The organism is Streptoalloteichus tenebrarius (assembly GCF_024171885.1).
Taxonomy (GTDB): Bacteria; Actinomycetota; Actinomycetes; order Mycobacteriales; family Pseudonocardiaceae; genus Streptoalloteichus; species Streptoalloteichus tenebrarius.
This window is the reverse complement of sequence record NZ_JAMTCP010000053.1, coordinates 17,037-42,278: the sequence shown is the minus strand read 5'-3', so window position 1 is coordinate 42,278 and position 25,242 is coordinate 17,037. Positions and strand designations below refer to the sequence as shown.

At 74.3% G+C, this 25,242-nt stretch carries 26 protein-coding genes, 1 tRNA gene, 2 rRNA genes and 1 pseudogene; 17 read left to right on the top strand and 13 right to left on the bottom strand.

What is annotated here, in order from left to right; translation table 11 throughout:
- Positions 1-98: ribosomal RNA gene (locus tag LX15_RS28615) — 23S ribosomal RNA — on the top strand; the annotation flags it as partial.
- A gap of 89 nt (positions 99-187) precedes the next feature.
- Positions 188-304: ribosomal RNA gene (rrf, locus tag LX15_RS28610) — 5S ribosomal RNA — on the top strand.
- 1,365 nt (positions 305-1,669) lie between these two features.
- On the opposite strand, the pseudogene LX15_RS28605 reads toward rrf, so the two are convergent.
- The 3 genes and pseudogenes from LX15_RS28605 to LX15_RS28595 form a co-directional block, all read right to left on the bottom strand.
- Positions 1,670-1,810: pseudogene (locus LX15_RS28605) on the bottom strand (enoyl-CoA hydratase-related protein); the annotation flags it as partial.
- Positions 1,811-1,866: 56 nt separating this feature from the next.
- Positions 1,867-3,516, bottom strand: coding sequence for an isovaleryl-CoA dehydrogenase (locus LX15_RS28600; protein WP_253673598.1), 1,650 nt, complete (start codon positions 3,514-3,516; stop codon positions 1,867-1,869).
- Positions 3,517-3,636: 120 nt separating this feature from the next.
- Entirely contained in the window at positions 3,637-4,341 is a 705-nt protein-coding gene (locus LX15_RS28595) for an SDR family NAD(P)-dependent oxidoreductase (RefSeq protein ID WP_253673596.1), read from the bottom strand.
- Positions 4,342-4,872: 531 nt separating this feature from the next.
- Between LX15_RS28595 and LX15_RS28590 the strand changes: the two genes are divergently transcribed.
- The 3 genes from LX15_RS28590 (at position 4,873) to LX15_RS28580 (ending at position 8,101) form a co-directional block, all read left to right on the top strand.
- Positions 4,873-6,324, top strand: coding sequence for an FAD-binding protein (locus LX15_RS28590; protein WP_253673582.1), 1,452 nt, complete (start codon positions 4,873-4,875; stop codon positions 6,322-6,324).
- Between the two features lie 197 nt (positions 6,325-6,521).
- Positions 6,522-7,436: an NADP-dependent oxidoreductase gene (locus LX15_RS28585; RefSeq protein WP_253673572.1), complete on the top strand. Its 915-nt coding sequence runs from the start codon at positions 6,522-6,524 to the stop codon at positions 7,434-7,436.
- The gene (locus tag LX15_RS28580; RefSeq protein ID WP_253673570.1) at positions 7,433-8,101 is read left to right on the top strand and encodes a DsbA family oxidoreductase; all 669 of its coding nucleotides are present in this window, start codon (positions 7,433-7,435) and stop codon (positions 8,099-8,101) included. Before LX15_RS28585 ends, LX15_RS28580 begins: the two co-directional genes overlap by 4 nt.
- 70 nt (positions 8,102-8,171) lie before the next feature.
- Here the strand turns inward: LX15_RS28580 and LX15_RS28575 are convergent, their stop codons facing one another.
- The 4 genes from LX15_RS28575 to LX15_RS28560 form a co-directional block, all read right to left on the bottom strand.
- Positions 8,172-9,092, bottom strand: coding sequence for an NAD-dependent epimerase/dehydratase family protein (locus LX15_RS28575; protein WP_253673568.1), 921 nt, complete (start codon positions 9,090-9,092; stop codon positions 8,172-8,174).
- Between the two features lie 118 nt (positions 9,093-9,210).
- Positions 9,211-9,552 (bottom strand): hypothetical protein, encoded by a 342-nt coding sequence (locus LX15_RS28570; RefSeq protein ID WP_253673561.1) that lies wholly within the window; start codon positions 9,550-9,552, stop codon positions 9,211-9,213.
- A gap of 62 nt (positions 9,553-9,614) precedes the next feature.
- Entirely contained in the window at positions 9,615-10,646 is a 1,032-nt protein-coding gene (locus tag LX15_RS28565) for a YVTN family beta-propeller repeat protein (RefSeq protein ID WP_253673559.1), read from the bottom strand.
- Positions 10,647-11,552: 906 nt separating this feature from the next.
- Positions 11,553-11,625, bottom strand: a tRNA-Arg gene (locus LX15_RS28560).
- Positions 11,626-11,723: 98 nt separating this feature from the next.
- Here LX15_RS28560 and LX15_RS28555 point away from each other — a divergent pair.
- Together LX15_RS28555 and LX15_RS28550 are read left to right on the top strand one after the other, a co-directional pair.
- Positions 11,724-12,647 (top strand): ferredoxin family protein, encoded by a 924-nt coding sequence (locus LX15_RS28555; protein ID WP_253673557.1) that lies wholly within the window; start codon positions 11,724-11,726, stop codon positions 12,645-12,647.
- A 385-nt stretch (positions 12,648-13,032) separates the two neighbouring features.
- Positions 13,033-13,680, top strand: a complete 648-nt coding sequence (locus tag LX15_RS28550; protein WP_253673554.1) for a response regulator — start codon at positions 13,033-13,035, stop codon at positions 13,678-13,680.
- Between the two features lie 44 nt (positions 13,681-13,724).
- Here LX15_RS28550 and LX15_RS28545 read toward each other — a convergent pair whose 3' ends face one another.
- Together LX15_RS28545 and bluB are read right to left on the bottom strand one after the other, a co-directional pair.
- Positions 13,725-15,254, bottom strand: coding sequence for a GGDEF domain-containing protein (locus LX15_RS28545; protein ID WP_253673552.1), 1,530 nt, complete (start codon positions 15,252-15,254; stop codon positions 13,725-13,727).
- Positions 15,255-15,351: 97 nt separating this feature from the next.
- The gene (gene bluB, locus LX15_RS28540; protein ID WP_253673550.1) at positions 15,352-16,080 is read right to left on the bottom strand and encodes a 5,6-dimethylbenzimidazole synthase; all 729 of its coding nucleotides are present in this window, start codon (positions 16,078-16,080) and stop codon (positions 15,352-15,354) included.
- Positions 16,081-16,230: 150 nt separating this feature from the next.
- Between bluB and LX15_RS28535 the strand changes: the two genes are divergently transcribed.
- Positions 16,231-16,728 carry a hypothetical protein gene (locus tag LX15_RS28535; RefSeq protein ID WP_253673548.1) on the top strand — a complete coding sequence of 166 codons (498 nt, stop codon included), beginning with the start codon at positions 16,231-16,233 and terminating at the stop codon, positions 16,726-16,728.
- Here the strand turns inward: LX15_RS28535 and rpsR are convergent.
- Genes rpsR through rpmB form a run of 4 tightly spaced genes read right to left on the bottom strand, consistent with a single transcriptional unit; the run spans position 16,673 to position 17,622 of the window.
- The gene (gene rpsR, locus LX15_RS28530; protein WP_253673546.1) at positions 16,673-16,903 is read right to left on the bottom strand and encodes a 30S ribosomal protein S18; all 231 of its coding nucleotides are present in this window, start codon (positions 16,901-16,903) and stop codon (positions 16,673-16,675) included. The two genes, LX15_RS28535 and rpsR, sit on opposite strands and share 56 nt — an antisense overlap.
- A 9-nt stretch (positions 16,904-16,912) precedes the next feature.
- Positions 16,913-17,218, bottom strand: a complete 306-nt coding sequence (rpsN, locus tag LX15_RS28525; protein ID WP_253673544.1) for a 30S ribosomal protein S14 — start codon at positions 17,216-17,218, stop codon at positions 16,913-16,915.
- A gap of 3 nt (positions 17,219-17,221) precedes the next feature.
- The gene (rpmG, locus tag LX15_RS28520; RefSeq protein WP_253673535.1) at positions 17,222-17,386 is read right to left on the bottom strand and encodes a 50S ribosomal protein L33; all 165 of its coding nucleotides are present in this window, start codon (positions 17,384-17,386) and stop codon (positions 17,222-17,224) included.
- Complete coding sequence (gene rpmB / locus LX15_RS28515; protein WP_253673516.1) at positions 17,386-17,622, bottom strand: 50S ribosomal protein L28; 237 nt, start codon at positions 17,620-17,622, stop codon at positions 17,386-17,388. Before rpmB ends, rpmG begins: the two co-directional genes overlap by 1 nt.
- A 102-nt stretch (positions 17,623-17,724) precedes the next feature.
- Here rpmB and mrf point away from each other — a divergent pair, with 102 nt between their 5' ends.
- The 9 genes from mrf to LX15_RS28470 all read left to right on the top strand — a co-directional run bounded on the left by mrf (position 17,725) and on the right by LX15_RS28470 (position 25,100).
- A complete protein-coding gene (gene mrf, locus LX15_RS28510) occupies positions 17,725-19,251 on the top strand; it encodes a ribosome hibernation factor-recruiting GTPase MRF (protein ID WP_372502806.1) in 1,527 nt (508 codons plus the stop codon).
- Positions 19,248-19,502 (top strand): type B 50S ribosomal protein L31, encoded by a 255-nt coding sequence (locus tag LX15_RS28505; RefSeq protein ID WP_253673507.1) that lies wholly within the window; start codon positions 19,248-19,250, stop codon positions 19,500-19,502. Before mrf ends, LX15_RS28505 begins: the two co-directional genes overlap by 4 nt.
- A complete protein-coding gene (rpmF, locus tag LX15_RS28500) occupies positions 19,502-19,675 on the top strand; it encodes a 50S ribosomal protein L32 (RefSeq protein ID WP_253673489.1) in 174 nt (57 codons plus the stop codon). Before LX15_RS28505 ends, rpmF begins: the two co-directional genes overlap by 1 nt.
- 388 nt (positions 19,676-20,063) lie before the next feature.
- The gene (locus LX15_RS28495) at positions 20,064-20,390 is read left to right on the top strand and encodes an EthD family reductase (RefSeq protein ID WP_253673487.1); all 327 of its coding nucleotides are present in this window, start codon (positions 20,064-20,066) and stop codon (positions 20,388-20,390) included.
- A 40-nt stretch (positions 20,391-20,430) separates the two neighbouring features.
- Positions 20,431-21,279: a 3-hydroxyacyl-CoA dehydrogenase family protein gene (locus LX15_RS28490; protein WP_253673485.1), complete on the top strand. Its 849-nt coding sequence runs from the start codon at positions 20,431-20,433 to the stop codon at positions 21,277-21,279.
- A 185-nt stretch (positions 21,280-21,464) separates the two neighbouring features.
- Positions 21,465-22,280 carry a class I SAM-dependent methyltransferase gene (locus LX15_RS28485; RefSeq protein WP_253673483.1) on the top strand — a complete coding sequence of 272 codons (816 nt, stop codon included), beginning with the start codon at positions 21,465-21,467 and terminating at the stop codon, positions 22,278-22,280.
- A gap of 11 nt (positions 22,281-22,291) precedes the next feature.
- A complete protein-coding gene (locus LX15_RS28480) occupies positions 22,292-22,903 on the top strand; it encodes a trimeric intracellular cation channel family protein (RefSeq protein WP_372502805.1) in 612 nt (203 codons plus the stop codon).
- 77 nt (positions 22,904-22,980) lie between these two features.
- A complete protein-coding gene (locus LX15_RS28475; protein WP_253673482.1) occupies positions 22,981-23,673 on the top strand; it encodes a response regulator transcription factor in 693 nt (230 codons plus the stop codon).
- Positions 23,670-25,100, top strand: a complete 1,431-nt coding sequence (locus tag LX15_RS28470; RefSeq protein WP_308213533.1) for a sensor histidine kinase — start codon at positions 23,670-23,672, stop codon at positions 25,098-25,100. The genes LX15_RS28475 and LX15_RS28470 overlap by 4 nt, the downstream gene beginning before the upstream one ends.
- The last annotated feature ends 142 nt before the right edge of the window (positions 25,101-25,242 follow it).

Genomic DNA, 25,242 nt, shown 5'->3' with positions numbered 1-25,242 from the left:
GGTAAGGCTCCCAGGAGATGACTGGGTTGATAGGCCGGAGATGGAAGGTCGGTGACGGCTGGAGTTGACCGGTACTAATAGGCCGAGGACTTGTCCATGGAGATGTCTCGCATTCACTGTGTGGTTCTGGGAGAACCAGCACCGCTGGCCCGTGTGTGGGTTGGTGTGTTGGTGTCTTCGTGGGTGTTTCGGTGGTTTTGGCGGAGGGGTCACGCCCGGTCCCATTCCGAACCCGGTAGCTAAGTCCTCCAGCGCCGATGGTACTGCACTCGTGGGGGTGTGGGAGAGTAGGTCGCCGCCGAACGTTGTGTGGGTCGTGGCCCGTGCCAGGTTTTCTGGTGCGGGCCACGGCTTTTTTGTGGGTTGTGTGGGGTTGTGGTGTGTGCCTGCCTGGGTGGGTGTGCGCGGCAACCCCTTTTTTTTGTTGTGTTGTGTGTTGGTGGGTGTTCCCGGCGGCGGCCCCTGCCCTGGTGTTGGCTCTGGTTCTGGTGCTGGGTGTGTGTGGAAGGCCAGCTTTTTTGGTGGGTGTGGGGGTTGTGGGGCTGGTTTCTCGTGTGCTGTCAAGCGCATCATCCTGTTGGGGGATGGGGTTGTCCACAGGTGCCTGAGTTATCCACAGGTGCGGCCGCTGCCGCTGCGGTGGCCGGGTGGTGGTCGGTAGGCTGGAGCGGGGCTCGCCCCCCAGGGCGGGTGGGGGCTGACCTGGGGTAGTGAGGGTGTTGGCCTGGCCGCGAGGGAAGTGCTGGGGCTGGGTGACCCTCGGGAGCTGCCGTTCTTCTGTGGAGCCGGTCCGGCCTGGTGTGAGGGTGCGCGGCAGAGCGTCAGGGTCGCGTGATCGGTGATCCGGAGCGATGTCTGAGCCGCCGTAGACGATGTGATCCTCGCGGTCTCCCGGACGGCCGCGCTCTCATGCGGCGCGCCCCGGGAAGAGGTGCCAAGCGCGCGGCGGCAGGACGAACCGCCGAGGGCGCACTCGGGGATCTGGGATCTGGTTGGTGGCGAGGCCCTGACGACGGCACGGAGAAGGTGCTCGGCCTGGGCGCTGATGTGAGGTCGCTCCCCGGTGCGGTGGCGCCCGGCGTGCGGGCCGGCCCGGGCGCCACCGCTGGTGGACTGGCGTGCCGGTGCGGTCCCGGCCCTGGGGGTACACCGGTCCGCACTCGGCTGTCGCCAGCCAGGCGCGTGTCCGTGCGAACTCCGGCCCCTGCTTCCGGTGTCCGCGCGGCGCGCCGTCCGCCCGGCGTCTGTCGTCGGGGAGCTTGCGCTCGGGCGAACATGATTCATGTTGCCGGCAGATGACCGGGGCGCGCATCGTGCGATCGTCCAAGTCCCGATGGTCGGCGGTCGTAGCCCGGTGGAGTGAGCGGTCGGGACGTGCGCTGGTTCTCGCTGGTCAGCTCCGGTCCCGGTGCACGTTCGGCCGCGAGTCGATCGGCGCGGTCCGTTCGGCTCGCGCCCAACCGGCCGGCGGCGGGGCGCCCGGGTGGAGGCTCCCCCGGCAGCCGGAGGAAAGCGCTTTCGAGGACGCTGACGGTACCTGTCCTGACTCAGCCGTGACTTCTGGTTTTCTCCTCCGGTCAACTGGTGGGGAAGTGACCGTGCCGGCCCTCTCCCGAGACGAAGCGCGCCGCGCCCCGCTCGGCGTCGGCCGCGAGGGACCGCAGGCCGTGCCGGAGCAGAAGGCGCCGCCCTCGCCCCACAACACGGCGACGGCGGCGTCGGGGTCGGCGTCGAACGCCCGGAACGCGTCGGCCAGGGCCTCGGCGGTGGGCCGGTCGACCGCGTTGCGCACCTCGGGGCGCGCCAGCATGACGGTGGTGACCGGGCCGGCGCGCTCCACCCGGACGGTGGGGGCGGGCACCGGTCTCACGCGACCTTCGGGGTCGCGCGCTCCAGGATGCCCGCGAGGTCCACGCCGGAGGGAAGCGTGCCGAAGGCGAGGCCGGCGTCGCCGTCCAGCCTGGCCGCGCAGAACGCGTCCGCCACCGCGGGGTGGCCGTGGCGCACGAGGAGGCTGCCCTGGAGGGTCAGGGCCATCGTCTCCACGAGGCGGCGCGCCCCGGCGGCGACCACGTCGACGTCCCGGGACGGCAGCGCGTGCAGCTCCTCCCGGAGGCGGGCCACCGCGGCGTCGAGTCGGCGGTCGCCGCCCGAAGCGGCGTCCAGCTCCGCGAGGAACGCCCGCACCGATTCGGGTTCCCTGGTCATCGCGCGGAGGACGTCGAGCGCGGCGACGTTGCCCGATCCCTCCCAGATGGAGACCAGCGGCGCCTCCCGGTACAGCCGGGGCAGGCCCGACTCCTCCACGTACCCGTTGCCGCCCAGGCATTCCAGCGCCTCCGCGGCGTGCGGGGCGGCGCGCTTGCACACCCAGTACTTGCTGACGGCCAGCGCCAGTCGCCGGAAGGCGGCCTCGTGCTCGTCGCCGGCGGCCGCGCGGTCGGTGGCCCCGGCCAGCCGGAGCGCGGTGCTCGTGGCCGCCTCCGACTCGACGGCCAGGTCCGCCAGGACCACCCGCATCAGCGGGGCGTCGGCCAGGCGTCGGCCGAACGCCGCGCGGTGGGCGGCGTGGTGGGTCGCGTGCGCGACGCCGAGTCGCATGCCGGCTGCCGCGCCGAGCACGCAGTCGAGCCGGGTCATGTTGACCATCTCGATGATGGTCCGCACGCCCCGGCCCTCCTCGCCGACGAGCCAGCCGACCGCCTCGTCGTACTCGACCTCGGCCGACGCGTTCGAGCGGTTGCCGAGCTTGTCCTTGAGGCGTTGGAAGTGCAGCCGGTTGCGAGTGCCGTCGGGCAGCACGCGGGGCAGCAGGAAACACGACAGGCCGCCGGGCGCCTGGGCGAGCGTGAGGAACAGGTCGGACATCGGGGCCGAGGTGAACCACTTGTGCCCGGTGAGCCGGTAGGTGCCGTCGCCGGCGGGCACGGCGCGGGTGGTGTTGGCCCGCACGTCCGATCCGCCCTGCTTCTCCGTCATCGACATGCCGGCGACCAGCCCGCGCTTGGTGTCCGGGGGACGGGTCCCCGGGTCGTAGTGCGGGGCGGCGAGGAGGGGTTCGTACCGCTCGGCGAGGTCGGGGGCGAGGCGCAGGGCCGGGACCGAGGCGTAGGTCATCGAGATCGGGCACCCGTGTCCGGCCTCGACCTGGCTCCAGACGAGGAAGGCCGCGGCGCGGGCCGCGTGCGCGGCGGGCTCGTCGGACCGCCAGGGCGCGGCGTGCAGGCCGTGCCGCACCGCGACCGTCATCAGCTCGTGCCACGCGGGGTGGAACTCCACCTCGTCGACGCGGTGGCCGTAGCGGTCGTGGGTGTGCAGCACCGGCGGGTGCGCGTTGGCCAGTCGTCCCCACTCCTGCGCCTGTTCGCTGCCGGCGAGGCGTCCCAGTTCGCGCAGGCGCTCCTCGGACCGTCCCGCGCCCTCCCTGCGCAGCGCCTCCAGCAACGCCGGATCGTCGGCGACGTCGTGGTTGACCAGCGGCGGGACCTGGTTGACGACCTCGTGTGTCGCGGGCATGGGATCCTCCGACGGCTGACGGACGGTGGGACCCACGGTACGGAGGAGATCAACCCCTCACGGGAGGATCAACGCCTCGCCGACGGCGGCGAGGCGGGCGCGAGGGCGGGGAGAGCCTGGTCAGGCGTTGCCGTAGACGGGCACCGCGGCGCCGCTGACCGGAGTCGCGTCCGGTCCGCACAGGAAGGCGATGACCCTGGCGATCGCCTCGGGCCGGACGGCCTTCGCGAGCGCGGCGGCCGACATCCACTCCCGGTTCGCCGGCGTGTCGATGACCGAGGGCAGCACGCAGTTCACCCTGATGCGCTGGGGCCGCAACTGGGCGGCGAGGACCTGGGTGGCTCGGAGCACGGCGGCCTTCGCCGCGGCGTAGGCCACGGGCGCGTCGCCCTCGACCGCGGCGCGCGCGGCGACGGTGACGATCGCGCCGCCGCCGGCCTCCGCCATGCGGGGCGCCGCGGCCTGGCAGCACCAGAGCGCGGTCACCAGGTTCGTGTCCATCATCGCCGTGAGGTCGCCGAGGTGGAGGTCGGGCAGCGCCGCCGCGCCGAACCCGCCGGCCACCGTGACCAACGCCGTCGTGGGCCCCAGGTCGTCGACGCGTTGCCAGGCTTCGTGCACGGCGTCGCGGTCGGTCAGGTCGAGGCTGACGGCCAGCGCGACGTCGTCCGAGTGGGCCAGCTCGTCGAACCGGTGGCCGGCGCGGTCCAGCCCGACCACGCGGTGGCCCCTGGCGGTGAACTCGCGGGCGACCGCGCGTCCCAGCGCGCCGGCCGCCCCGGTCACCACGGCGACCGGCGCTTCCGCCGCACCCGACTCGGGCATGGGGCACCTCCCGTTCCCGGGGCGTGTCCCGATCCTGGCAGTCCTGGCCGTGCTGGCCTTCGGTCGAGGCCCGACGCCACCCCAGTGGGTGGGGCTGGTTCCGCCTCGGGCGGTTCTGGTGTGGCGCGCGCCGGTTTCGGCGGTGCCAGGCCTGTCTGCCAGCGGTGACCCACGTTCGTGAAGGTCCGGCGGGTGGTTTTCGGTCGTCGCCGGCATATTTCCCTACGCCCTGCTTACGGTTTCCTTCCACCGGGTGGTTGTCGTCCCACGGACAGGTTTCGCGCGGTGTGTCCGAACGCTGTCGCCGTCTATAAACGGGGCGGCACAGTGATCATGGCGCTGATCTCGGTGGGATCACGGTGGGCGGAACGCTGTCGCTGTCGGCGCGGGCCGGTCCCGGCCGGTCGCGTCCCACCGCGCCGTGGTCGTTTCCCGGTCCGCCCGCGCGCGGACGGTGTTCGGGTCGCCCTGTTCCCCGCGAGACGACCGGTCGACGGGCGGGCGCACGGCGACACACCGGGTGGCCCGGGTGTGGAGAAGGCAGGAACCGACGAGGGCGGCGGTCGTGGCGCGGCCGGCGGGAAGGCGGAGTGCCGCATGGAGAGCATCCGACATCACGACGGGGACGGGGCGGTGGCGATCGCGGTCGACGCCCTGCCGGCGTTGGACGGCGAGCTGGTGGTGGACGTGGCCAGTCGGAGCGCCCTGGCCGACGACGACGGCCACGCCGCGCGCCACCTGCCGCTCGCCGTGCTCCGTCCCGGCTCGGTGGCCGACGTGGCGGCGATGTTGCGGTTCGCCGCCGAACACGGCCTGCGGGCCGCCCCGCGCGGGCAGGGGCACGCGACGGGCGGCCAGGCCCGGGTCCCCGACCGGATCGTCATCGACATGCGGACGCTCGACACCGTGCACAAGGTGTTGCCGGACCGGGTGGTCGTCGACGCGGGCGCCCGGTGGCGGGACGTGCTCACGGCCACCACGCCGGCGGGGCTGACCCCGCCGGTGCTCACCGACTGCGTCGAGCTGACCGTGGGCGGGACGTTGGCCGTCGGCGGTGTCGGCGGCACCTCGCACCTGCACGGCCTCCAGACCGACAACGTGCTGGAGCTGGAGGTCGTCACCGGCGACGGCAGGGTGCGGACCTGTTCGCCGAACTACGACCGTCCGTTGTTCGAGGCGGCGCTGGCCGGCCTCGGGCAGTGCGTGGTGATCGTGCGGGCGACGTTGCGGCTGGTCCCGGCGCGGTCCCGCGTGCGGCGCCACCGCCTGCGCTACGCCGACCCGCACCGTTTCCTGGTCGCCCAGCGCCGCCTCGTGACCCACCACCGGTTCGACCACGTGTCGGGGCGCGCCGTGCCGGACGAGCGGGGCGGGTGGCGGTACGTGGTGGAGGCGGCCCGGTTCCACACGCCGCCGTCCTCGCCGGAGGACCCGGCGGCGTGGGACGACGTCGTGCCGTGGGACGGCGACGTCGAGACCGATGATCTGTCCTATGTGGACTTCGTGACGCGGGAGAGCCCCGGTGCGGCGGGCTGGCCGCCCGCTCGGTCCGCGCACCCGTGGCTGGGTGGCTTCCTGCCCGACGTGCGGGCGGAGGAGGTCGTCGTCGACGTCCTGGCCAGGGTGTCCCGGGAGGAGTTGGGCGAGGGCGGCCGCGTGGTGCTGTACCCGACCACCACCGACCGGTTCAACACCCCGTTGTTCCGGATGCCCGGTGGTCCGGTCGTCGTCCACTTCGCCTTGCTGCGCACGACATCTCCCGACGACGCGGACGCGTTGGCCAGGATCGCCTCGGCCAACCATTACTTCGCGGAGCGGGTGCGCGAGGCGGGCGGCGCGGTCTACCCGCACGGCACCATGTCCTTCACGCGGGACGACTGGCAGGCGCACTTCGGTCCCGTGTGGCCCCGGTTCGCCGCGGCGAAGGTGCGGTACGACCCGCGGCACGTGCTCACCTCGGGGCAGCGCATCTTCCTGTCCTGACACCGGTTCCGTCCTTCCCGACAGGTGCTCCGGGTGTTCCTCGCGCGGGCCTGAGAGGGACGTCACGGGGTTCCGGGCATGGACCTCAACCTTGCTTGACGTCCTAGGTTCGGGTCGTCGCGGCGCGCCGATCACGGGCGCGGAGGCCGAACCTCCCGCGCGTGCCCTGGCATGCCGCACGGGGAAAGGACGAACCGATGAGAGCAGCCGTCATCACGGCCCCGGGGCCGACGGCGACCCTCCGCGTGGCGGAGGTGCCGGACCCCCGGGCCGGGCCGGGCGAGGTCCGGGTCCGGGTGCGCGCCGCCGGCGTGCAGCCGGTCGACACGGCCGTGGCCGCAGGGTGGGCGCCGCCGGGCGTGACGCCGAGGTACCCGCAGGCGCCCGGCAACGAGTTCGCCGGTGTGGTGGACCAGGTCGGCGAGGGCGTCACCGGGTTCTCGGTGGGCGACGAGGTGCTTGGGTGGCGGATGCTCTCCTGCTACGCCGAGCTGGTCGTGGCCCCCGCCGACCAGGTCGTGGCCAAGCCGGCGGGCATGCCATGGGAGGTGGCCGGCGGGCTGTCCGGCGCGGGGCAGACCGCGTACACGGCGTTGCGGGAACTCGGGGTCGGCCGGGGCGACACGGTGCTGGTCCACGGGGCGGCCGGCGGTGTGGGGACCGTCGCGGTGCAGCTCGCCCGGCTGTGGGGCGCCACCGTCATCGGCACGGCGAGCGAGGCCAACCACGAGCACCTCCGCTCGCTCGGCGCGGTTCCCGTGCGCTACGGCGAGGGCCTGGTGGAGCGGGTGCGGGCCGTGGCCCCGAACGGGGTGGACGCCGCCCTCGACGCCGCCGGCGAGGACGCGCTGCGCGCCTCGGTGGAGCTGGTGGCCGACCGGAACCGGATCGGCACGCTCGTCGCCTTCGGGCTCCACGAGGAGCTGGGGGTGCGGGCGATCCGCGGCCAGCGCGGCGCCGAGCGCCTCGCGGAGCTGGCCGAGCTGTGGGAGAAGGGGCTGCTGCGGATCTCCGTGCGGCGCACGTACCCGCTGGAGCGGGCGGCGGACGCGCACGGCGAGATCACGTCGGGCCACGGCAGGGGAAAGATCGTTCTGGTGGTGGGCTCGTGAGCGGCGGAGGGGACACGATGCTGGTCGAGATCTGGTCGGACGTGCTGTGCCCGTGGTGCTACCTCGGCAAGCGGCGGTTCGAGGCCGCGCTGGCCCGGTTCGAGCACCGCGACGCGGTCGACGTGGTGTGGCGCAGCTTCGAGCTGCGGGCCGACGAGCCGACCGTGCCGGGGCGGTCGCTGCTCGACGTGATGGCCGGCTACGGCCTGGACCGGGAGGCGGCGCTGGAGCGCTTCGAGCACATCCGCCAGCTCGGTGAGGCGGAGGGCCTGACGCTCAACCTGACCACCGCGCGCCCGGTGAACACCTTCGACGCCCACCGGCTGACCCACTGGGCGGCCGCGCACGGGCTGCGGGGCGAGCTGAAGGAACGCCTGTTCCGGGCCTACCACACCGAGAACCTCAACGTGGCCGACCACGACGTGCTGGCGGGCCTCGCGGGTGAGGTGGGGTTGGACGCGGACCAGGCGCGGGAGGTCCTCGCCGGCGACGCCTTCGGCGAGGACGTGCGGGCCGACGAGCGGCGGGCGCGGGAGGTCGGGGTCGGCGCCGTCCCCACCTTCCTCGTCGACGGGCGGCGGACCACGGCCGGGGCGATGTCGGCCGACGTCCTGCTGAACCTGCTGGAGACGGCCTGGTCGGAGCGGCAGCCGCACCACGTGTGAGTGCCGCGCCGCCGGCGAGGGGAGCCGGGGCGCGGGGCGGGCGGGTCGGCCCCCGCCCCGCGCCCCGGGATCACCCGTGGGCGCGTTCGGCGCGCCACTGGTCCAGCACGAGGTCGGCGAGGTCGGAGCGCAGCGGCGTCCAGCCCAACGCCCGGAGCCGGGTCGTGTCGGCCCGCGGCTCCGGCACCTCCGCCGGGTGCGGCTCGTGGTGGACGACGTGCACGGCGCGCCCGCTGGTCCGGTTGACCGCCTCGACGATCTCGCGGACGCTCGCCGGGGTGGCGCCGACGTTGAACACCTGGTGCGTGCCGGGTTCGCAGGCGTCGAGGGCGCACCCGACGGCCTGGGCGACGTCGGCGACGTGGACGAGGTCGCGCACGGCCGAGCCGTCGCCGTACACGTCGAGGTGCGGGACGCGGCCGGCGGCCACCGCGCAGGCGCGGGTGATGATCCGTGTCTCGTCGGTGTCGCCGCGGTCCGCGCACGCGCCCGCCACGTTGAAGATCCGCAGCGTCGCGGCGGCGAGCCGACCCGTGGCCGCCTGCCAGCCCACGGCCTGCTCGGCGGCCAGTTTCGAGGCGGCGTAGGGGTTCCTGGGGTCGGTCGGGGCGTCCTCGGCGACGGGTTGTCGGCGCGGCGCGCCGTAGACGGTGGCGGTGGAGGCGAGGACCAGGCGCGCGTCGGGGCGGCGGTCGAGGACCTTCAGCAGCGTGACGGTGCCCCCGACGTTGACCTCGTAGTAGCGGGCGGGTTGGTCGAGCGCCTCGCGCACCCGGCACAGGCCCGCGAGATGGACGACTCCCTCCACCCCGGTCAGCGCGTCCTCGACGGCGGCGGGGTCGAGCACGTCGCCGTGACGCCACTCCACTCCCGGAAGGATTGGTGGAGGGGTGGAGTGCGCCAGTCCCACCACCTGGTGGCCGGTGTGCGTCAGATGCCGCACCACCGCGTATCCCAGGTAGCCGGTGGCGCCGGTGACGAGAACACGCATGTCGGTCATCCCAACAGAACCCGGTCGTCACACCCTGAGAGCCGACCGGAGGTGGGCGTGGGCGGCGGCGGGCTCCTCCCTCGCCGCGGCGGGGCGCCGGGGCGGAGCGGCGGTCCCGCTAGACGCCGAGGTCGAGCGCGAGCTGGTTCCGGTGGGCGGGGGCTCCGGGCGCCGCCGCGTCCCGACACCGTTGGTGCTCGCAGGTCACCTGCTCGGTCGTCGGGTGCAGCTCCCCGGTCACCCCCGGCCCACCCCAGCCCTGTCCGCACGCCGGTCCCGGCAACGACAGCCCGCCGATCCACGGGTAGGACCGGACGGCGTGGACGACGCGGCTGCGCCGGATCCGGAGGTTGCGGCTGGCGAACCGGGACGCGGAGTCCCGCGCGATCCGGTCGAGGGCGGCCACCGTCGGGTCGGGTTCCCTCGGGTCGGGCTCCTTCGGAAGGTCAGGGGTGGTCACACCCCGCATCGTGCCTGATCCGTCCGACGGGCACCGGCCCCCCGCGCGCGGGTGGCCCGGGCTCACAGGGGCGAGACCGCCGCGCCCTCCGGAGCCGTGCCCACCGGGATGGTGGCCACCACCGTGTTGGTGAGCACGTCGATGATCGAGATCGTGTTGTCCAGGGTGTTGGTGACGAAGACGAAGCTGCCGTCCGGCGCGGCGGCCACGCCCTCGGGCTGGTTGCCGACCGGGATGGTCGCGACGACCTGGTTGGTCCTCGCGTCGATCACCGACACGGTGTTCGCGCCGGCGTTGGCCACGTAGATGAAGCCGTTCGGGGCCACGGCGATCCCCATCGGCGCCGCTCCGACGGGGATCGTGCCGATCGGCTGGAGCGTGTTGGTGTCGATCACCGTGACCGTGTTGTCGCCGGTGTTGGCCACGTAGGCGCGGTTGCCGTCCGGGGAGAAGGCGATCCCGGCGGGGAACCGGCCGACCGGGATCGTGGCGATCGGCTGGAGCGTGGCGAGGTCGATCACCGTCACCGACCTCGACCCGTTGTTGGTGACGAAGAGGCGGCTGAAGTCGGGGGTCACGGCCGGGGTGTGCGGGAAGCGGCCGACGGGGATCGTCGCGATGACCTGGTTGGTCGTGGTGTCGATGACCGACACCGTGCCGTCGCCGAAGTTGGCCACGAACACGCGGTTCGGGGTCGCGGCGATGTCGAAGGGGTGGTTGCCCACGGGGATGGTCGCCACCACCTGGTTGGTCAGGGTGTCGATCACCGTGACGGTGTTGGCGCTCTCGTTGGTGACGTAGGCGAACCGGCCGTTGGGCAGGAAGGCCACCCCGACCGGCGTGCCCTGCACGGGGATCGTGGTGATGATCCGGTTGAGCCGCGTGTCGAACACGGTGATGTCGCCGGAGCCGGTGTTGGCCACGAACAGCGGGACCCTGGGCGGGTAGAGGGTGCTGTCGTCCGCCGACTGCGCCGTGGCCGGCAGGGCCATGGCGAGCAACACCGCGAGGAGCAACGACAGACTTCGCCACGGGCGGCGTCGGGGGCGGGCGGGGATGTGGTGACGACCGGTCGTCCTCGTGCGCGCCTTCATGATGAGGCGACTCCTTCTCTGTCCTGCCGACCTGCGGGGCACGTCGGGTCGCCCGGACGGCGCGTGGGCGTCGTCCGCGCTCTCCCTGCGCCGGGTGGCGCCTCACGGACCGGCAGATCGGCTGCTCGGCCCTGGGTGGGAGGCCTGACGGCCGTGTCCCGCCGCGTCCGCCGCGTCCGCCGCGCCCGTGCGGGGCCCGGGCCGCTCGGCGACCGCGAGGGGCGCGGCGTCCCGGGGCCCGGCGGCGCGGCGGTCCGCCCGGGGACTCGGCGTCCCGTCCCCCTGGGGGAAGCCGGGCGGTGCCACGTCGGCTCGTCGGGCGCGCGCCCGCGGGCGAGGGGACCGCGCGGGTCCCCGTCGACCGGCTCGTCCGCGGCGCGCGGCACGTCCATCACGGCCTCCCTGCCGCGTCCTGCGGGATGCGTGTGATCGGAAGGAAGCGGCTCGCGATCCACGATGCGGAACGTCGGAGAACGCCGCATCTCGACATACCCGGCCGAGCAACGCCCGGCCGGGGGAGGGACGGCCGAGGTCAATTGCCGTGCCGACAGTGAGGCCCTGACCAGGCGGGAGGGCGGATTCCGTCAGGCGTCGCGGGGTATACGGCCTTCTGGGCCCGCGCCGACGCCCGACGCGTCGGGGCGCGATGCGGGCTGGGCGGTCACGGGTGGACGATGACGGCCCGGTGGCACCTGCCCGGCGGTCGTGTTCGAGAGGCGGGACGGGTGGCGGAGGGGACTGGCAGGTTCGCCGGGACGAGTGGCGCGCCAGCGACCGCCGGACGGGCGTGGCGCAGGAAGACGGAGGCGACAGCGACCACGCGCGGGACGTGGTCATCAGCGCCGGGGCGCGGCCGGACAAGCGGAAGGGGCGCGGACGATGACCGTCCGCGCCCCTTCGGCGCTGTGCCCCCGGCAGGACTCGAACCTGCGACACCCGATTTAGGAGATCGGTGCTCTATCCCCTGAGCTACGAGGGCGGGCTGTTGCCGAGTGACAGGGTAGCGGGCCGGGGGAAGGGGGTGGCACGCCGGGGTTCCCTCCGCGCCGTTACGCCAAGAGGGGGACACTCGGCACTGTGCCGAGACCTGTCGTGAGCGACGCCGACTGCGCGGTGCTGTCCGCGAGGCTCGGGGAGCCGCTGCCGGGCACCGCCCCGACCGCTCCGGCCTGGCTGTGCCTGGAGCAGCCGGGCCCGTGGGGCGACAAGGCGCTCGTGCGCAGCCACCTCGACCCCGCCGTCGGCGCCGAGTTGCAACGCCGGGGCGACGAGGTCGGCGTCCGGGTGGTGCTGATCCGCCGGCCGGGCCACCACGCCGACACCGGGCCGGCCGAGCCCCGGCGCGTCTACCTCGCCCACACCCGTCCCGGCGCGAGCTGGTTGGAGCAGGTGGCGGTGCGGGACGCCAAGGACCTGCTCGACCTCGACTTCGGGGGGCTCGCCAGGGGAGAACGCCCCGAGGTGGGCGAGCCGTGCGCCGACCCGCTGCTGCTGGTGTGCACCAACGGCCGGCGGGACCGGTGCTGCGCGTTGCTCGGCCGTCCCGTCGCGGACGAGTTGGCCGCGCGTCACCCCGGGCGCGTGTGGGAGAGCACGCACACGGGCGGGCACCGGCTCGCGCCGGCGGCGGTGGCGCTGCCCACCGGGTACGCGTACGGCCGCCTGGACGTGGCGACGGCCGAGGACGTGCTGCGGGCGACGGCGGAGGGCGTGGTCGCGCCCGTGGGCTGTCGGGGTCGGTCGACGTGGTCGCGGTTCGGCCAGGTCGCCGAGCTGGTGGTGCGCGAGCGGGTCGGGGAGCGCGACGCCGACGCGGTGCTGGTCGAGGGGGAGCGGGCCGACGGCGACGGGTGGCGCGTGCTGGTCGCGCACCGGGACGGCCGGGCGTGGGAGGTGCTCCTCGGGGAGCGGCCCCAGGAGCCGCCCCGGCCGGTGAGCTGCGGCAAGGCGCCGAGCACGCCGTCGGCCGTCGAGGCGCTGTCGGTCACCCGCGTGGGATGACCGCTGATGACCGCTGATGACCGCTGTGGGGTGACCGTCTCCGTCTGGTCCCTGTCCCCCAGGGCCGTTCGGGTCACCGCCGCCTCGTCCCGGCCGTCGGTCGTGGGACGGGAGTCGGAACCCTGGTCGGGCGCCCGGTGGCGGAAATGTTGACGGATTGGTGACACAGCGCCAGGAGTGTCCTCCCGTGTGGTGAGACAGTGATCACCATGTTCGATCCGAAACCGGGCGGAAACAACTGTGCGCGGGGTTATACCCGCCGGTTATGGCCGTTCGGGGGAAGAGCACTACACCATGGAGTGAAATCGTGGTGAGATGTGGCGAGCTGCGAAGCCTGCACCCACAAGGGCTCTCCTGAGCACGCCACGCCGCCGGGGAGGCGTCCGTGATCAAAGTTCTGCTGGCCGACGACGAGGACCTCGTCCGCTCCGGCCTGAGAATGATCTTGCGCAGCGCCGGTGACATCGAGGTCGTCGCCGAGTGCGACGACGGCTCGATGGTGGTCGACCTGGTCCGTCGGCACCGTCCGCACGTGGTGCTGCTCGACATCCGCATGCGGGAGGCGGACGGGTTGGCCGCGCTGCGCCGGTTGCGCGAGCTGGCCGACCCGCCGCAGGTCGCCATGCTGACCACCTTCGACGTCGACGAGTACGTCAGCGAGGCGCTGCGCCTCGGCGCGAGCGGTTTCCTGCTCAAGGACACCGAGCCGGCCCAGCTCGTCCGCGCCGTGCGCGACCTGGCCAGGGGCGGCGCGGTGCTCGACCCCGGCGTCGCCTCCCGGGTGCTGGCCGCGCTGGCCGACGAGGAACGGGTGGCCGAGCCGGCCCGCCGGCTGCTGTCCGGGCTGTCCGCCAGGGAACGCGAGGTGCTGGCGCTGATCGGGCAGGGCATGTCCAACGCCGAGATCGGCGCGGCCCTGCACCTGTCGGAGGCGACGGTCAAGGGCTACGTCTCCGCCGTGCTCGGCAAGATCGGCGCGGTGAACCGGGTGCAGGCGGCCCTGGTCGCCTACCGGGGCGGGTTGATCGCCTAGCCGCGACACGCCGGAGGGACCCCGGGGCGCGCTGCCCCTCGCCGTCAGCCCAGCCCGGCGTGCTCGGTGGTGGGGGAGGCGTCGGCGGTGTCGCTGGTGTCGCCGGTGTCGCCGCCCTCGCCCAACGGCGGGTGCACCTCGACCCGGTTCCTGCCGTGCCGTTTGGCCCGGTACAGCGCGATGTCCGCCGCGGCGAAGAGCTGGTCCAGCTTGGCGGGGCCGGCCGCGACGCCGATGCTCACGGTCGGCCGGCGCGTGTTGCCGAGCATCATCGTCCAGTCGTGCCCGTCGACCGCCGCCCTGATCCGCTCGGCCACCACCGGGCCGGCGTCCTGCCGGTCCTCGCTGGCGTCGACCAGCAGCACCACGAACTCGTCGCCCGCCCACCGGGCCACCAGGTCGTCCGCCCTGCACTCGCGGCGCAGCAACTGGGCGATCTCCCGCAGGGCCGCGTCCCCGGCCGCGTGCCCGGCGACGTCGTTGACCCCCTTGAACCAGTCGACGTCGACCAGCACCAGCCACGGCAGCCGCCCCCGGGCCGCGGTGCGCTCCAACAGGTGCGGCGCGGCCCGCTCCAGCCCGAGCCGGTTCGCCAGCCCGGTGAGCGGGTCCCTGGCCGCCGCCTCCTGCGCGGCCACGGCCAGCCGCTGCGCCTGCACCGCCAGCCTGCGCTGCTCCAGCGCCTGCGCCAGGCCCTCCTGGAGGGTCTCGACGGCCTTGCGCCCCGCGGTGACCGTGCGGCGCAACGCCGTGGCCTCGCCCACGTGGTCGCCCAGCTCCTCGCAGATGTCGGCCAGGTCCTGGGAGAACCGGCGCAGCAGCGCGGCGTCGTTGATCCGCTCCGCCTCGGCCACCGCGCGGCTGCCCAGCGTGCGGGCCTCGGGCAGCGCGCCCTGCGCCCTGCGCACCGTGGCCAGCACCCAGTTGCCCACCGCGAGGCCCCAGCGGTCCTCGGCCTCCCTGGCCAGCTCCATCGCCTCGCGCGCGACCCGCTCGGCCCGCTCCAGCTCGCCGACCCCGGCCAGCGACCGCCCGTAGGCCCCCAGCAGGGCGCGGTGCACGTAGCCGTCGCCGACCAGGCCGAGGCCCTCCTCCAGCAGGGCCCTGGCGTCGGCGAACAGCCGCCGGGCCGTGGCGGGCGCGGCGTCCAGCGCCCGGAAGTTCAACGTGCCGCCCAGCCGTTGCAGGCAGTGGGCGAGGGTCTGCGGGTGCCCGGCCTCCCTGGCCACCCGCACCGACAGGCGCATCATGTCCTGCGCCGCGCGGCGGTGGCCGATGCTCTCCAGCAGGTAGCCGAGCATTCCGATGGTCTGCGCCGCCGCCGTGCCCTCCGGCCGGGCCGTGTCGAACTCGGTCCAGCCCTCGGCGGCCAGCTCCAGCGCCAGCGGGATCCGGCCGAGCCGCCAGGCCACCACGGCGCGGTGCACCAGCACGGTCGCCCGGCGCCAGCGCTCGCCCCCACCGCCGGGCACCCTGGCGACCACCTCGTCGAACAGCATGTTCGCCTCGGGCACGCGGCCGGAGTCCAGCAGCAGGCGCACCTCGCGGTCCTCCCGCGGGATGTGGCCCGTCATCAGCGGCTCATCGTGCTCCACTGCGTCCTCGACATCCCCTACCCCGACGCGTGCCCCCGGGTGGCCCTCGTCGCCGGGAGCGCGGCTTGGCGACAGGCTACCGGGACGGTCGCTGCCCGTACCGCTCATAGTGCACAACGTCATCGAGGGGCATCCGCTTCCGCCAACCGTGCCGTTCCAGGTCGGGTGTCTGGTGGAGGTGGCGCACCGGGCCGAGGCACAGCCAGGCCACCGGCCGCACCCGCCCCGGGATGGCCAGCAGCCGGCGCAGGAAGTCCTCCCGGTAGAAGCTGACCCAGCCCACGCCCAGCCCCTCGGCGGTGGCCGCCAGCCACAGGTTCTGGATGGCCAGGCACACCGAGTACAGCCCGGCGTCGGCGATGGCGTGCCGGCCCAGCACGGCGGGGGAGCCCCGGTCCGGGTCGTAGGTGACCACGACGGCGAGGCTGGACTCCAGGATGCCCTCGATCTTGATCCGGGAGAACGTCTCGGCCTGGGTGGAGTCGAGCTGGGCGGCGAACACCGAGCGCTCCGCCTGCACGTGCTCGCGGAACGCGCGGCGCGTGGCCTCGTCCCTGACGACCAGGAAGTCCCACGGCTGCGACAGCCCCACGCTGGGCGCGGCGTGCGCGGCGGCGAGGACCCGGCGCAACACCTCGGTCGGCACCTCGCCGCCGGTGAACTCCGCGCGCACGTCCCGCCGGCGGTGCAGCACCTCGTAGAACGCGCCGAGCACGTCCTGGGCGCCGAGGGGGCCGTGCTCGCCGTTCGCGCCGGGGGCGCCGGCGGGTGTCGGGACGGTCTGGTGGTTGGGCTGGACCGGCATCACCCGTTCGATCCTGCCGCAGACCCCTCGGCGGACGGCAGCGCCCCGGGGTCCCGGGAACATCAACAGGACGTCAATCCTCGGACCGGGGTCGTCAAGACCGCGACACGGGCGGGCGCGCGCCCGCGGGGATCAACCCATGCTGGCCGCGTGTTCCGCGACGGAAGGACGCTGCCGAGGCTGTCAGGGGGCTACGGCTCCGCGCTCGGGTTCGGCGTCGGCGTGCTGACGACGACGGCCGCGGTCGCCGGGGGCGCCGCCGGCGCGCCCTGGCTCGGACTGGTGGCGTCGGCGGTCGCGGTGCTGGCGGTCTCGGTGGTGACGACCCTGCCCGGCGCGGCGCTCACCGCCGCCCAGTGCTGGGGGTTGCACGCCGGTTTCGTGCTCGGCAGGGCCGGCGCGGTCGCGCTCGACGAGCGGGCGGCGCGGGCGGCCGCGGTGTTCCTCGCGGCCGCCCTGCTCGGCACCGGTCTCGGCTGGTTGGCGACCCGTGCGGGGGCACGGCACGCGGTGCCCGCTCCTCGCTCCGGGAAGGAGGGCCTCGCGTGGCCCGAGCCCTCCCACCCGGAATGCCCGGAGGTCGCCGGTCCGGTCAGCGGCGGGCCGGCGTCGGGTACGGCAGCAACGCCATCTCCCGCGCGTTCCTGATCGCGGTGGCGACGGCCCGCTGCTGCTGTGGCGTGAGCCCGGTGACCCGTCGCGACCGGATCTTGCCCCGGTCGGAGAGGAACGTGCGCAGCAGCGCGACGTCCTTCCAGTCCACCCGCGTCACGCCGGCGCGGTGCAGCGGGTTCGGCTTCCGCCTGGGTGTCCGCGTCCGCATGTCCTCTCCTCACCAACTCGACTTCGTGACACCGGGCAGCTCCCCGCGGTGCGCCATCTCCCGCAGACGGATGCGCGAGAGGCCGAAGGCGCGGTAGTAGCCGCGAGCCCGGCCGTCGACGGCGTCGCGGTTGCGCAGCCGCGTCGGGCTGGCGTCCCTGGGCAGCCGGCTGAGCGCCCGTCGCGCGGCCTCCCGTTCCTCGGCGCTCGACCGGGGGGAGCGCAGGACCTCCTTCAGCGCGGCCCGCCGCTCGGCGTGTCGGGCGACGATGATCCGCCGTTGGCGGTCTTTCGCGATCTTCGACTTCTTGGCCACGGCTCAGCGCTCCTCGCGGAACTCGACGTGCCGGCGCGCCACGGGGTCGTACTTGCGCAGGCGCAGGCGGTCCGGGTCGTTCCGCCGGTTCTTGCGGGTCACGTACGTGTAGCCGGTGCCGGCGGTGGACCGGAGCTTGACGACGGGGCGCAGTTCGGAGCGGGCCATCAGACGCGCTCCCCGCGCCGGCGCAGCTCGGCGACGACCGCCTCGACGCCCCGGCGGTCGATGGTCCTGATGCCCTTCACGGACACCCGCAGCACCACCCAGCGGTTCTCGCTGGGCAGCCAGTAACGACGGCGTTGGATGTTGGGCTCCCACCGGCGCGAGGTGCGCGTGTGGGAGTGCGACACCCGCTTGCCGTACCCCGGCCGGCGGCCGGTGACCTGGCAGCGCGCGGACATGGCCCCTCCCTTGTTGAAATTGACGATCGTTTTCACAAATGCCGGTGGTCAGGGTAGCGTGACGGCCGTCCAGATGGAAATCGTTGTCAGAAGGAGGGGCGCGTGCCGGACGAGCGCACACCGATCGTGCTGGTGGCCGGCCTGGCGGGACCCACGCCGAGGACGGGGAGCGCGGCGGACACCGGTCGGCTCCCGCGCTCCGGCGGATCGCGCCGGGTGCCACCAGACGAGGGCGCGGGAAGCCCGGTGGAGGAAGTGGCCGACGCGTTCCTCCAGCTCCCGGGAACCGCGGTGGTCCACCACGACCTGCGGCGGATCAGCCAGGGCGTCGTCCGTCGCCGCGTCCGGTGGGGGACGCCCCCGGCTGGCGGCACACGCCCGTCGATCCGGGGTGCCGACCCCGCGAACGTGGTGCCGCACACGGGAATCCCCCTCGACCGGTGGCACGTGTTGGAGCTGGCCCACGGCTGCGTGTCCTGCACCCTCCGCGAGGACCTGTTGCCGCTGACCAGGCGGTTGTGCGCCACGCCAGGCGTGGAGCGCGTCGTGCTCCACCTCGACCCCGCGCTGGAGCCGGAGGCGCTGTGCTGGGCGTTGCGCCACGTGGTCGTCGACCCCGGCAACGGCTCTGTCGGGGCTGCCGGCGCCGAGGGCGCCGAGGGCGCGACCGTGCTGGACCACGCCCGGGTCGAGGCCGTCGTCACCGTCGTCGACAGCGGGACCTGGCTGGCCGACGCGACCGGGGACGAGACACTGGCCGAACGCGGCCTGTCCGCCAGCGCCGACGACGACCGCACGGTCGCCCAGGTGTGCGTCGGCCAGGTCGAGTTCGCCGACGCGCTCGTGCTCGCCGGCGCGGCGCCCGACGCGTGGACGGGCGCCCGCACCGGCGCCGTGCTCGACCGGCTCGCGCCCACCGCGCCCCGGACCCGGCTCGACCGCCTCGACCCGGCGGCGCTGCTCGCCGAGGTGCCGGCGGACGCCCGCCGGGGCGAGGTCGACGACGCGCACGCCCCGGTCCTGCGGGGACAACCGCCGCTGGACTCCGACTGCGGCGTGTCGACGGTGGTGTTCACCGCGCGTCGCCCCTTCCACCCCGAGCGCCTGCACGACGCCGTGGACGTGCTGCTCGACGGCGTCGTCCGGGCGCGGGGGCGGATGTGGGTGGCCAGCCAGCCGGACGTGGCTCTGTGGCTGGAGTCGGCGGGTGGCGGCCTGCGCGTGGGGCACGCGGGTCCCTGGCTCGCGGCCCTGGACCGCGCCAACACCCCAGACGCCGACACCCGCGACACCGACACCCGCGACACCGACACCCGGGACGGGAACGACCCCTGGGTCGGCGTCGACCCCCGGAGGCGGGCGATGGCCGCGCTGCGCTGGGACCCGTACTACGGCGACCGGGACCAGGAGATCGTCGTCGTCGCCCACCGGGCCGACCCCGACGAGATCGAGGCCGCGCTGCGGCACGCCCTGCTCACCGACGCCGAGCTGGCCGAGGGCGAGGAGGTCTGGCGGGGCTGGCCCGACCCGTTCGGCGAGTGGCACGACGACCCCTGCGCGAGCGCCGAACCGCACCGCGAGACCGACCGGAGCCCCAGCAACCCCCTCAGGAACACGGAGGAGAAGTGAAGAAGGGAATCCACCCCGACTACCACCCGGTGGTCTTCCAGGACGCCTCGACGGGCACGGCGTTCCTCACCCGCTCGACCGCCGTGTCGAGCCGGACCGTGACGTGGAGCGACGGCAACACCTACCCGTTGATCGTCGTCGACGTCACCAACGAGTCCCACCCGTTCTGGACCGGCGGCCGCCGGGTGCTGGACACCGCGGGGCGGGTGGAGAAGTTCCACCGCCGCTACGGGAAGCGGGGTGACCGCTGATGGCCGTGCCGAAGCGGCGGATGTCGCGGAGCAACACCCGGCACCGCAGGGCGCGGTGGAAGGCGTCGGCTCCGGATCTGGTGCCGGTGCGCGTCGACGGCCGGTGGCTGATGGTGCCCCGGCGTTTGGTGCGCGCGGTCGAACGGGGCCTGGTGCCGCCGCCCCTCGTCTGACCCTGGTTCGGCCGTCCTCCCGACTCCGGCGCCCTCTCCGCCCTTCCCCGGAGGGTGACCGGCGGAGCGCGGGCCGTGGCGCGGTCCCCTGCCCGTGTGCCACGGCCCGCGCTGTCGGCTGGTTCTCGTCTTGTCCCCGTGACGGCGTCCTCCTTGCCCCCGTGACCGCGTCGTCGGTCGGACCGAGGGGAACGCTGCGAGCGGGCGGCTCCGGGGGGCGGACTTCGGGGTGAGCGGCGTCGACACGCCCTCGGGCGACGGCGAGTGAACCCGGGCGAGATGGCGCGACGCGCCGTCGGTCGAGCGGTGTGGCCGTCCCCCGCGAGGGTCTGTCCCGGCCTCTTCCGCGCTGTTACAGTCCGGCAGCGAGTCGAGACGGGAGTGTCACATGATCAAGTATGTCGCCCTGTACCGGAAGCCGGCCGACGCCGCCGGGTTCGACGAGCGCTACTTCGGCGAGCACATGCCGCTGGTCACCAGGACTCCCGGCCTGGTCAGGTGCGAGGTGGCCAAGGTGGCGCGCGTTTTCGTCCCCGGCTTCCTCGGCGACACCGAGCCCTACCTGATGGCCGAGCTGTACTTCGAGAGCAAGGACGCCATGAAGGCCGCGTTCGCCACCGACGAGTGGAAGGCCTCCGGGGCCAACCTCACCGAGATCGGCGGCATGGAGCTGGTGGCGATGTTCTCCGCCGAGGTCGTGGAGGACCAGGCGTGACGTGCGGCCAGCGCCCGCCCCGGCTCCGCGAGGGCGGCCGATGAGCGCTCCCACCACCGCGGCGGTGATCGGCGGCGGCACGATGGGCGCCGGCATCGCCCACGTGCTCCTGGCGGCCGGGGCCAGGGTGACCCTGGCCGAGGCGACGCCCGAACGCGCGGACGCGGCGCGCTCCGCCGTCGCCGCGTCGCTGCGCAGGGCCGAGGAGAAGGGCCGGCTGGCCGGAGCGCCCGACGACCTGCTCGGCCGGCTGTCCACTGTGGACACGGCGGCCGCGCTCCCTCCCTCGGCCGAACTGGTCGTGGAGGCCGTCCCGGAGACCGTCGACCTCAAACGCTCCGTGCTCGCCGACGCCGCGTCGGCCTGCCCGGACGCGGTGCTGGCCTCCAACACCTCCTCGCTGTCCATCGCCGCGATCGCCGCCGGCCCCGCCGCCCACCGGGTGCTGGGCATGCACTTCTTCAACCCGGTCCCCGCGCAGGAACTCGTCGAGCTGGTCGTCCACGACGGCCTGGGCCCCGGCGTCGTCGAGCGCGCCAGGGGCTGGGCCGAGGCGCTGGGCAAGACCGTCATCGTGGTGCGGGACAGCCCCGGCTTCGCGACCTCCCGGCTGGGGGTGGCCGTCGGGCTGGAGGCCATCCGCATGCTGGAGGAGGGCGTGGCCTCGGCCGAGGACATCGACACCGGGATGCGGCTGGGCTACCGGTGGCCGATGGGCCCGCTGCGGCTGACCGACCTGGTCGGGCTGGACGTCCGCCTGGCCATCGCCGAGCACCTGGCCCGCGAGCTGGGCCCCCGGTTCGACCCGCCCGCGCTGCTGCGGGACAAGGTCGCCAGGGGGGAACTGGGCCGCAAGACCGGGCGCGGCTTCTTCGACTGGACGAGCTGATCCGAGCTGACGAGCCGGGCTCGCCGCACCCTCCGGACGGCCCGCCTGCCCGCCTTGCGCGGTCCGGCCGGACCCCCAGACTGGGGTGGGTGGGAACGCGGCCGTGACCGGGCGCCGTCCCGGCCACGGCCGCCTCGGCCGAACGCGGGACCAGCCGGGTCGGCGACACCCGGATCGGGGGAGCCATGGCGGAACAGGGCGCGACGCCGACCTCGTGGGAGTCCGCCGAGGTCGTGGCCGACTACGTGGCGCTCTACGACCTCGTCCGGTGGGTGCTGGGCTACCCCTTCGCGTTCCGCGCCGCCGGGCTGGGCCGGCCGGACGTGCGCGCGGTGCTGGACTTCGGCTGCGGCCCCGGCCTGGTCGCCGACCGCATGGCGCGGACGTTCGGCGTTCGGGTCCACGCCGTCGACGCCTCGCCGTCGATGGTCGCCCTCGCGAGGGCGGTCGGAAACCCCCTGGTCGAGGCGCGCCAGGTCGTGGCCAACCGGATGCCGTTCCTGGCCGACGGGTCGGTCGACGCGGCGATCTCCTGTTTCGTGTTCGTCTGCGTCCCGGCGCGCGCGGACCTGCGCGCGATCCTCGACGAGATCCACCGGGTCCTACGGCCAGGCGGCCGGTTCACCCTGCTCACACCGAACCCCGACGAGACCGGCCTCGTCCGGCACAGCGCCCGGTTCGGCGAACCCCACACCCACTACGCCTCGGGCGACCCGGTGCCGGTCTCGCTCCGCGGGCGGGACGGGTGGATGGACATCGTGGACACCCACTGGTCCACCGCCACCCTCCGCGAGCTGTTCGAGGAGGCCGGGTTCCGGATCGTCGCGGAGGAGCGGCCGGTGGTGGCCGACGCGCGGGGCGTGGTCGACGACGAGCTGATCGAGAACGCGCCCTGGGTCGTCGAGCACCAGACCCCGCCCTTCCTCCTGCTCACCGGTGAGCGCCCCGGTGAGCGCCCCACGCCCGTTCCACCTGTCGAGAACGCTCGTTCCAGTCGCTAAGCTGCGCTTTCGTGTTGCTGCTGGTGCTGGAGCTGGCGGGCACCGCCGTGTTCGCCGCCTCCGGCGCGCTGGCGGCGGTGCGCGCCCGGCTGGACGTCTTCGGGGTCGTCGTCCTCGGCATGACCACCGCCCTCGGCGGCGGCGTCATCCGGGACGTCCTGCTCAACGTCAGTCCCCCCACGACGCTGCGGGACTGGCGGTACCTCCTCGTGCCGGCGGTCACCGCCCTGGTGGTCTTCTGGTACCACCCGCAGGTCGCCCGCCTGCGCCGCGCGGTGCTGCTCGCCGACGCGGCCGGACTGGGCCTGTTCACCACCGCCGGCACCACCACCGCGCTGGCGCTGGGCGCCCCGGTCTACACGGCCTGCCTGATCGGCATGACCACGGGCATCGGCGGCGGCGCCGTCCGCGACGTGCTGCTCCGCGAGATCCCGATGGTGCTGCGCAAGGAGATCTACGCGCTGGCCGCGCTCGCCGGGGCGGTCGTGGTCGCCCTCGGCGACCGGCTGCACCTGCCGGCCGGGCCGGTCAGCGCCGTCGGCTCGGCGCTGGTGATCGGCATCCGGGTGCTGGCCCTGTGGCGGCGGTGGCAGGCCCCCGTCGCCAGGGGGCTGGAGCCCTAGCCCGGCTCCGGTGATCTCACGTGCCCTTCACATCCCCTTCTCAGCTCGGTCTCAGGAGCCGGGGCCAGACTGGCCGCATGCGGATCCTCGTGGTCGACGACGACCGGGCCGTGCGCGAGTCGCTGCGGCGCTCGTTGCAGTTCAACGGCTACCAGGTCGAGCTGGCCGGCGACGGGCTGGAGGCGCTGGACGCGGTCGGCCGCCAACGGCCGGACGCCATGGTGCTGGACGTGATGATGCCCAGGCTGGACGGCCTCGAGGTGTGCCGCCGGCTCAGGGGGACCGGCGACGACCTGCCGATCCTGGTGCTCACCGCCAGGGACGCGGTGTCCGACCGGGTCGCCGGGCTCGACGCCGGCGCCGACGACTACCTGCCCAAGCCGTTCGCGCTGGAGGAGCTGCTGGCCCGCCTGCGGGCGCTGCTGCGCAGGGCGGGCACGGCCGGTCCGGGGGACGACACCCCGCCCGCGCTGCGCTTCGCCGACCTGGAGCTGGACCCCGGCACCAGGGAGGTGCGCAGGGGCGAGCGGCCCATCAGCCTGACCCGCACCGAGTTCGCGCTGCTCGAACTGTTCCTCGCCCACCCCCGTCAGGTCCTCACCCGCGGTCGCATCCTGGAGGACGTGTGGGGCTACGACTTCCCGACCTCGGGCAACGCCCTGGAGGTCTACGTCGGCTACCTGCGCCGCAAGACCGAGGCGGGCGGTGAGCCGCGACTGATCCACACCGTGCGCGGCGTCGGCTACGTCCTGCGGGAGACGCCCCCGTGACCGTTCCCCACGGCGCGCAGGGTGAGGCGGGCGTCCAGACACCCCCGGCCGCCCGGCGACCCCGACGGATCTCCCTGCGCACCCGGATCACGCTGCTCGCCGCGATCTGCGTCGGCGGGGCGGTCGCCCTCGTCTCGCTGGCCGCCTTCCTGACCGTGCGCAACAGCGTCTACGGGCAGCTCGACGAGAGCCTCACCAAACGCGCCAACGACGCCGCCCACACCACCCTCGTCCAGGCCGAGCAGCTCAGGGCCGTCCCCGCGGCCCTGTTCGGGGTGTCCGACGTCTCGGTGGGCCTGCTCCAGGACGGCGGCCGCCGCCTCATCTACGCCACCGGCGCGGAGCCGCCGCCCGTCGGCGACACCGAGATCGCCGCGGCGCGCGGCGGCGTGCCCAGCCAGCCCCGCACCGACGGCAGGACCGACACCCGGGTCGTGGCCGTGCCCGTCGGGCCGGGCGCCGCGCTGGTCATGGCCCAGCCGCTGGGCGACGCGCGCAAGACCCTGGAACGGCTGAGCGTGGTGTTCGTGGTCGTCGGCGGGTCCGGCATCCTCCTGGCCGCCGCGGCCGGCACCGCGGTCGCCACCGCCGGCCTGCGCCCGGTGCAGCGGCTCACCGCCGCCACCGAGCGGGTCGCCAGGACCGGCATGCTGGAGCCGATCCCGATCGCCGGCGACGACGAGCTGGCCCGGCTGACCCACAGCTTCAACGCGATGCTCGGCGCCCTGGCCGAGTCGCAGGAGCGGCAACGGCGGCTGGTCGCCGACGCCGGCCACGAGCTGCGCACCCCGCTGACCTCGCTGCGCACCAACGTCGAGCTGCTCATCGCCTCGGAGCGGCCAGGGGCCCCGAGCCTGTCGGCCCAGGACCGGCAGGAGATCTACGACGACGTGCGCGCCCAGCTCACCGAGCTGTCCACCCTGGTCGGCGACCTCGTGGAGCTGGCGCGCGAGGACCCGCCGCAGGTGGTGCACGAGCCGGTCGACCTGGTCGAGGTCCTGGAACGGGCGCTGGACAGGGCCCGGCGGCGCGCCTCCGCCTCCGGCATCACCTTCGACGTCCGGCTCCAGCCGTGGAGCCTGCTCGGCGACGCCAGCGCCCTGGAGCGGGCCGTGCTGAACCTGCTGGACAACGCCGCCAAGTGGAGCCCGCCCGAGGGCGTGGTGCGGGTCGAGCTGCGCCAGCTCGGCGACGGCACGGCGCTGCTCCAGGTGGCCGACGCCGGACCCGGCATCAACGAGGCCGACCTGCCGCACGTCTTCGACCGGTTCTACCGCTCGAAGGAGGCCAGGACGCTGCCCGGCTCCGGGCTGGGCCTGGCGATCGTCAAGCAGGTCGCGGAGCGGCACGGCGGGACCGCCTCGGCCGGGCGCGCCCCGGAGGGCGGCGCGTTGCTGTCGATGCGGCTGCCCGGCCGCCCCGCGTGATCCTCAACGCATTCCAACAAAAGCGCTCAGATGGTCGGCCTGGTCGGTCCTCCGGTCTGTCAGGCCGCCACCTGCGGTTCCGCTGGTCGCGGACGCCGCGCCGGTGATGTTTGGTTGTGTTGACTCTGTGCGGTCCTGTGCG

Coding starts and splice junctions, on each gene's coding strand:
- LX15_RS28600 (WP_253673598.1), bottom strand. CDS start 3,516: ATGCCCGCGACACACGAGGTCGTCAACCAGGTCCCGCCGCTGGTCAAC.
- LX15_RS28595 (WP_253673596.1), bottom strand. CDS start 4,341: ATGCCCGAGTCGGGTGCGGCGGAAGCGCCGGTCGCCGTGGTGACCGGG.
- LX15_RS28585 (WP_253673572.1), top strand. CDS start 6,522: ATGAGAGCAGCCGTCATCACGGCCCCGGGGCCGACGGCGACCCTCCGC.
- LX15_RS28575 (WP_253673568.1), bottom strand. CDS start 9,092: ATGCGTGTTCTCGTCACCGGCGCCACCGGCTACCTGGGATACGCGGTG.
- LX15_RS28565 (WP_253673559.1), bottom strand. CDS start 10,646: ATGAAGGCGCGCACGAGGACGACCGGTCGTCACCACATCCCCGCCCGC.
- LX15_RS28545 (WP_253673552.1), bottom strand. CDS start 15,254: ATGACGGGCCACATCCCGCGGGAGGACCGCGAGGTGCGCCTGCTGCTG.
- bluB (WP_253673550.1), bottom strand. CDS start 16,080: ATGCCGGTCCAGCCCAACCACCAGACCGTCCCGACACCCGCCGGCGCC.
- rpsR (WP_253673546.1), bottom strand. CDS start 16,903: ATGCGGACGCGGACACCCAGGCGGAAGCCGAACCCGCTGCACCGCGCC.
- rpmG (WP_253673535.1), bottom strand. CDS start 17,386: ATGGCCCGCTCCGAACTGCGCCCCGTCGTCAAGCTCCGGTCCACCGCC.
- rpmB (WP_253673516.1), bottom strand. CDS start 17,622: ATGTCCGCGCGCTGCCAGGTCACCGGCCGCCGGCCGGGGTACGGCAAG.
- rpmF (WP_253673489.1), top strand. CDS start 19,502: ATGGCCGTGCCGAAGCGGCGGATGTCGCGGAGCAACACCCGGCACCGC.
- LX15_RS28495 (WP_253673487.1), top strand. CDS start 20,064: ATGATCAAGTATGTCGCCCTGTACCGGAAGCCGGCCGACGCCGCCGGG.
- LX15_RS28490 (WP_253673485.1), top strand. CDS start 20,431: ATGAGCGCTCCCACCACCGCGGCGGTGATCGGCGGCGGCACGATGGGC.
- LX15_RS28485 (WP_253673483.1), top strand. CDS start 21,465: ATGGCGGAACAGGGCGCGACGCCGACCTCGTGGGAGTCCGCCGAGGTC.
- LX15_RS28475 (WP_253673482.1), top strand. CDS start 22,981: ATGCGGATCCTCGTGGTCGACGACGACCGGGCCGTGCGCGAGTCGCTG.